The organism is Pseudomonas sp. (assembly GCF_050739995.1).
GTDB lineage: Bacteria > Pseudomonadota > Gammaproteobacteria > Pseudomonadales > Pseudomonadaceae > Aquipseudomonas.
The window spans coordinates 1-5,996 of the sequence record NZ_JBOICG010000431.1 but is presented as its reverse complement, the minus strand read 5'-3'; the positions used below and the strand labels follow the sequence as shown (position 1 = coordinate 5,996).

Genomic DNA, 5,996 nt, shown 5'->3' with positions numbered 1-5,996 from the left:
GCTTGAAGCGCCCCAGCAGTGGCGTGGGCGACCAGTAGTAGAACAACACCGGTTTGCCACGACGCACCGATGACGCCACCTCGGCATCCAGCGCCGCGCCGGAGCCGGTACGGAAGTTGACGAAGGTGTCGGTCAAGCCGTACGCCTTGAGCTTCTGACTGTTGACGATTTCCGAGGTCCAGCCAGTGGGGCTGTTGAGGAAGCGGCCACGGCTCGGGTCTTCGGGGTCGCGGAACACATCCTTGTAGCGCGGCAGGTCGGCCACCGACTTGAGGTCCGGTGCCAGGGGCTTGATGCCGCGTGCCGCGTCACCCTTGATCACGTATTCCGGCACCCACCAGCCTTCGGTGGCACCTTTGACGGTATCGCCCAGGCCAAACACTTTGCCTTCGTTTTCCGCCTTGACCCACGCCGGACTGCGCCCGGCCCACTCTTCGCCGATCACTTGGATATCGTCCTTGGCCAGGGCAGCTTCCAGGCTCACGGTGCTGCCGGGCAAGGTGTCGGTGGGCAGGTCGTAGCCTTTCTCGACGATCAGGCGCAACACCTCGGTGATCAGGCTCCCGCTTTCCCAGGTGATGTCGCCGAAGTGAATCGGTTTGACCGCTTCGGCGGCGGGAGCTTGCTGGGCCACAAGGGCCAGTGTCAGTAGCGAGCCACCGAGCAGGTGTTTGATCTTTTTCATGTGTAGCCTCTTGGTGATTCGATTCCCAAAACAACGCAGGACCCATGTGGGAGTGGGCTTATGTGGGAGCGGGCTTGCTCGCGAATACAGTGGATCAGTCACCAGATGCATTGACTGGCACACCGCTTTCGCGAGCAAGCCCGCTCCCACATTTAGTTCTGGGTCAGCCTGGAGGGTTGTTGTTGCATTAACGGAATCGGCTTCCTCATCAAAACCCCCACCACCAACGCCCCGAGTAATCCCAACAACCCCGCCACCCACAGCACGCCGCCGAACCCACCCACAAACGCCTGTCGCGCCAGCGGTTGCACGGCCGCGCGTGCCGGCTCCGGCAACAACCCCATTGCCGCTGGCATATCCCCAGCCACCACGCGTGACGCAATACCCGCCACCTGAGGTTGCCACTGCGCATCAAGGCTCGCGCTGAGCAATTGCTCGCTATGGCTGCTCAACAACGCGCCATACACGCCGATAGCCAGCATGATCGCGCTGAAACGCATGGTGGTACTCATGCCCGAGGCCATCCCGGCACGATCCCGTGGCACACAGGCCATGATGTTCTTTTGCGTATCGCCATTGAGCAGTCCCGCACCGGCACCCGTGACCGCAATCGCCAGGGCGAAGGGCAGGTAGCCGCCGATGTTCACGGCCCAGGCACTCAGCAAATTGCCGCAGCCCACCAGGGTCAAACCGGTGGCCATCATCGTCGCGGGGGCAAAGCGTCCCGCCAGTCGGGCGCCGATCCGTGGGCAGATCAACATGGTCAAGGCAAACGGCAGCATGCCCAGCCCCGAGGCAATCGCGGAAAAGCCCAGGCCGTTTTGCAGATAGAACGGCAACAGCGTCATCATCACCTGGGCACAACCGGCGTAGGCGAACATCCCCAGCAGGGCGCCGATAAAGCGTGGGTGGCGCAACAGTTGTAAATCCACCATGGGCCGTTGTTGCACACGCTCGACAAACACGAACACGCCCAGCAACAGCGCGCCGCCGATCAGGCGAGCGTAAGTCAGCGGGTTGTCCCAGCCGATGCGGTTGGCCTCGATCAGGCCCCAGATCAGGCACAGCAAGCTTGCGCTGAACGCCAGACTGCCCCAGGGATCGAGGCGCGCTGACTGGGCATCGCGCGATTCTGGAATCGCGCGAAGCACCAGGCCCATCAGGGCCAGGCCCACGGGCAGGTTGAGATAGAAGATCCCGCGCCAACCCAGGTATTGGGTGATCAAGCCGCCCAAGGTCGGCGCGGCGGTCATCGCCACCCCCATGCACGCGCCCCAGAAAGCCCACGCTTTGGCACGCTCCACTTCATCGTGGAAGGTGTGGCCGATGGAGGCGAGCGCCGAGGTTAGCAGCAGCGCCGCGCCAACGCCTTTGACGGCGCGGGCGATATCGAGAAACAACGCATTGGGTGCAGCGCCACAGCCAAGGGACGCCAGGATGAAAATGCTCAACCCCCAGATCAGCGATTTCTTGCGACCGAAGCGATCGGCAATGCTGCCGGCCGGTAGCAACAAGGCTGCGAACGCCAGCATATAGGCGCTGACCACCCACTCGATATCGGCGAAATTCGCCCCCAGGTCGCGGGCAATACTCGGCAGGGTCACGGCGACGATATTGGTATCGAGCACAATCAGTGAGCACACCCCGGAGGCGGTCAACAACGTCAAGCGTGGGCTGACCGTGCTCATGGTTGCACCACGGTCACCGCCGCCGGTGCACAGGGCCAGCCGTGTTCGCTGGCGACCTTGCGGGCCTGGGCAGCGATCTGTTGAGCGGTGGACAAGGTTAGGATTGCTTTGTGAGCAACGCTGGCCGGTGGCTCCGCGGCCATGACCCTGGGGAGGGAGAAAAGGCTGGCGAGTGCCAGGCTCAAGGATTTGACGAACATGGGAAAGCCTCTCTACTGTTAGCGCATCGACAGCTTATCCCCAGCGCCTGCGACCCTCGTTAGGCGTGACCCGGCACTTCATTACCTTTGAGCTAACCCTGTCATGGAAATACGCCATTTCCGCTACTTTCTGGCCGTTGCCCGGCAGCGCAACTTCACTCGTGCAGCCGAGCAATTGGGCGTCGCGCCGCCGACGCTCAGTCGACAGATCCAGGATATGGAAAACAGCCTGGGCACACGCTTGTTCGTCCGCCAACAACGGCAAGTCAGCCTCACCGAAGCAGGCGCCGCCTTGCTGATCGAAGCCGAAGCCACCGTGCGCCAGTTCGAGTTCGCCCAGCGCAATGCTCAACGCGCCGGGCGTGGGGAGATCGGGCATATCGAGTTGGGCTACGTGGCTTCAGCGCTGTATTGCGGATTGCTGCAACGGCAAATGCAGGGGTTCAGCCAGGCGTTTCCCGACGTGAGTGTGAACGTGCGCGAATGTGCGATGACCACGTTGGCCAGTGCGGTCGCAGATGGGCGTTGTGATATCGGCTATATCCGTTCACCGATGACCTTGCCCGATGGGGTGGAGGCTGTGCGCCTGGACAGTGAAGGCTTTGTGCTCGCGCTGCCGCAGGACTCCTGGCTGCTCGGGTTGAAAGCCATCGGCTGTGAGCACCTGCAAAACGAGACCTTCATCCTGCCGGAACAGATCAGCGGCACCCTGCACGTGGCGGCGCAAGGCGGCTATGCTCCCCGCTTGGGTCCACAGCCGGGCGGGCTGGTAGCGGTGGTGGCGCTGGTGTCATTGGGGCAGGGCGTGGCCGTGGTGCCTGCCTCGATGGTGGGCCATGTGAGTTTGCCGGGCGTGGTGTACCGCACGATTCAGGGCTGCGAGGCGTCATCGTGGCTGTCGCTGATTCACCGGCGCTTCGAGAAAGCGCCGGCCGTGGTGCGATATATCCAGCAGGTCAAGCCGTCAGTCGCGGCTGCACCGAATCCGCCAATCGCGTAAGAATCAGGCAGCACGATACCGCCCCGGCATCCAGTACGCCGAGGGAGCGCTCGCCCAGGCGGCTGGCGCGGCCGATTTTCGCCACCAAGTCCTTGGTCGAGTCGCGCCCCTGTGACGCGGCGGTTTTCATCGCCTCCAGTGCATCATGGAAGGAAGCGCCGCCGGCATGCGCACCTTCAAAGGCCTCGACCGCGGGGATCAGGGTGTCCATCAAGCACTTGTCGCCCACGCCCGCCTCGGTGATGTCCTGCAACGAGGTCAAGCCGCCGCGCAGCAAGTGGGCGAAGGTGGCGGCGTCAATGTCCTCGCTGTTGCGCACTTCATCGGCCATGCCGATAAACAGGCTGCCATACAGCGGTCCCATGGAACCGCCAATGCCTTCCATCAGGCTCAGGGTCAGTTCATCCAGGGCTTCGGCCAGGGTCAGTTGACGGCCTTCGAGGGTGCGCCCGCAGTGAGCGAACCCCTTGGCCATGTTGATGCCGTGGTCGCCATCTCCGATGGCGCCGTCGACTTCGCTCAAGTATTCACGGTTGGCCACGATCACGCTGACCAGGTCGGCAACAATGGCGCTGCCGTCGTGGGTGGAAAAGTGTTGGCTCATGGTTCACTCCGCCTGGGTCATGCCGATGGAACGGCAGGGATGGTCGATCAGGGTTTTCAGCTCCGCGTCCAGGCCGAGCAGGGTCAGGGTCACGCCCATCATTTCCAGCGAGGTGAAGTAGTTGCCGACGTAGCAACGGTGAATCTTCAAACCCTTGGCGGTGAGCTGGCGTTCCACTTCGGCGTAGAACACATACAGCTCCATCACGGGCGTAGCGCCCAGGCCCGAGACCAGTACCACCACACTGTCATCCTGGTTGAAATCGCGGTCGGCAAGGATGGGGGCGAGCATGCGCTCGGCCATGGCGGCGGCAGGTTCGATGGCGATCACTTCGATGCCCGGCTCGCCGTGGTGGCCGATGCCCAGTTCCATCTGGCCGTCGGGGATCTGGAAGTTCGGTTTGCCCACCGCCGCAATGGTGCAGGGCGTGAGGCCAATGCCGATCGAACGGCAATGGTCGACGGTTTTCTGGGCGACGCGAATCACCCCATCGAGGTCGTAGTGTTGGGCGGCAGCGGCACCGCCGATTTTCCACATGAATATTTCCCCGGCCACGCCGCGCCGCTTGGCGATATCGGCCTTGGGGGCGGAGGCCACGTCATCGTTGGCGACCACGGTACGGATGCGCATGTCTTTGCTGGCGGCCATTTTCATCGCCAGCTTCACGTTCATATTGTCGCCGGCATAGTTGCCGTATAGGCAGGCCACGCCCGCGCCGTGGTCGGCGGCGCGGAAGGCGTCGAAAAAACTCTTGGCGGTGGGCGAGGAGAAGATCTCGCCGACGGCCACCGCATCCACCAGGCCCGGGCCGACGTAGCCGAGAAAGGCCGGCTCATGCCCCGAGCCGCCACCGGTGACAATGCCCACGCGGCCCTGGCCGGAGGGTTTGGCTTTGGTGATGACCCTGGGGTTGGTTTCGTACTGGCGCAACTCGGGGTGCGCGACCAGGATGCCGCGCAGCATGTCCTCGACCACTTGGTCCGGATCGTTGATGACTCGATTCATAACGCGGGTTCCTGTGTTTTTGTTCTTGATATCAACACATTTCAAATGTGGGAGCTGGCAAGCCTGCTCCCACAGGGTTATGCGTCAGGGTTCGAGGACTACCTTGAGCGACTTGTCCCCGCGCTCCATCACCGCAAACGCTTCCTTGAAGTCCGCCAGCGCAAACTTGTGGGTCACCACATCGCGCATGTCGATCTTGCGGTTGCCGATAAAGTCGATGGCGCGCGGGTACATGTAAGGCCCCAGGTGTGAGCCGAGTATGTCCAGTTCCTTGCGGTCGCCGATGATCGACCAGTCGACCGTGGCCTCATCATTGAATACGCTGAATTCGACGAAGCGCCCCAGCTTGCGCAGCATCGCCAGGCCTTGATTGACGGCCTTGTGGTGCCCGGTGGCCTCGATGTAAATGTCACAGCCGTAGCCGTCGGTGATCTCGCGAATCTTTGCCAGCACGTCGACCTCGGCCGGGTTCCACACTTCGTCGGCACCCATGCGCAGGGCGAGGGCAGCGCGCTCGGGCTTCATGTCCAGCACGATGAGCTTTTTCGGGTTGCGCAGGCGTACGGCACCGATGATGCCCAGGCCCAGCGTACCGGCGCCGGCCACCACCACAACGTCGTCGTGGTCGACATTGGCGCGTTCGGCGGCATGCAGCGAGCAGGCCAGCGGTTCGATCAGGATCGCTTCATCGGGCGCGATGGACTCCGGTACTTTGTGGATGATGCCTTCCTTGGTGAAGATCATGTACTGGGCCATGGCACCCTGGACATTGTTCTGGAAACCGTAGAGGTCATGCTTCTGGCACATCCAGTAC

General features: G+C 62.6%; 7 protein-coding genes. 1 reads left to right on the top strand and 6 read right to left on the bottom strand.

The features are described 5' to 3' along the window. The 3 genes from ACRESD_RS14250 to ACRESD_RS14240 form a co-directional block, all read right to left on the bottom strand. A partial coding sequence (locus ACRESD_RS14250; RefSeq protein WP_431751494.1) for a glycine betaine ABC transporter substrate-binding protein occupies positions 1-685 on the bottom strand: 685 nt, incomplete at its 3' end. A gap of 152 nt (positions 686-837) precedes the next feature. Then, the gene (locus ACRESD_RS14245) at positions 838-2,373 is read right to left on the bottom strand and encodes an MFS transporter (RefSeq protein WP_431751493.1); all 1,536 of its coding nucleotides are present in this window, start codon (positions 2,371-2,373) and stop codon (positions 838-840) included. Further along, on the bottom strand, positions 2,370-2,573 hold the full coding sequence (locus tag ACRESD_RS14240) for a hypothetical protein (protein ID WP_431751492.1): 204 nt from the start codon (positions 2,571-2,573) through the stop codon (positions 2,370-2,372). The genes ACRESD_RS14245 and ACRESD_RS14240 overlap by 4 nt, the downstream gene beginning before the upstream one ends. A 103-nt stretch (positions 2,574-2,676) precedes the next feature. On the opposite strand from ACRESD_RS14240, the gene ACRESD_RS14235 reads away from it, so the two are divergent. Then, a complete protein-coding gene (locus ACRESD_RS14235; protein ID WP_431751491.1) occupies positions 2,677-3,573 on the top strand; it encodes a LysR family transcriptional regulator in 897 nt (298 codons plus the stop codon). Here the strand turns inward: ACRESD_RS14235 and dhaL are convergent. The 3 genes from dhaL to ACRESD_RS14220 all read right to left on the bottom strand — a co-directional run. Then, entirely contained in the window at positions 3,530-4,177 is a 648-nt protein-coding gene (gene dhaL, locus ACRESD_RS14230) for a dihydroxyacetone kinase subunit DhaL (RefSeq protein WP_431751490.1), read from the bottom strand. The genes ACRESD_RS14235 and dhaL overlap by 44 nt on opposite strands. Positions 4,178-4,180: 3 nt before the next feature. Continuing rightward, positions 4,181-5,182 carry a dihydroxyacetone kinase subunit DhaK gene (locus ACRESD_RS14225; RefSeq protein WP_431751489.1) on the bottom strand — a complete coding sequence of 334 codons (1,002 nt, stop codon included), beginning with the start codon at positions 5,180-5,182 and terminating at the stop codon, positions 4,181-4,183. Positions 5,183-5,266: 84 nt separating this feature from the next. Further along, positions 5,267-5,996 (bottom strand): zinc-binding dehydrogenase (locus ACRESD_RS14220; protein ID WP_431751488.1); only part of this gene is annotated, 730 nt, incomplete at its 5' end.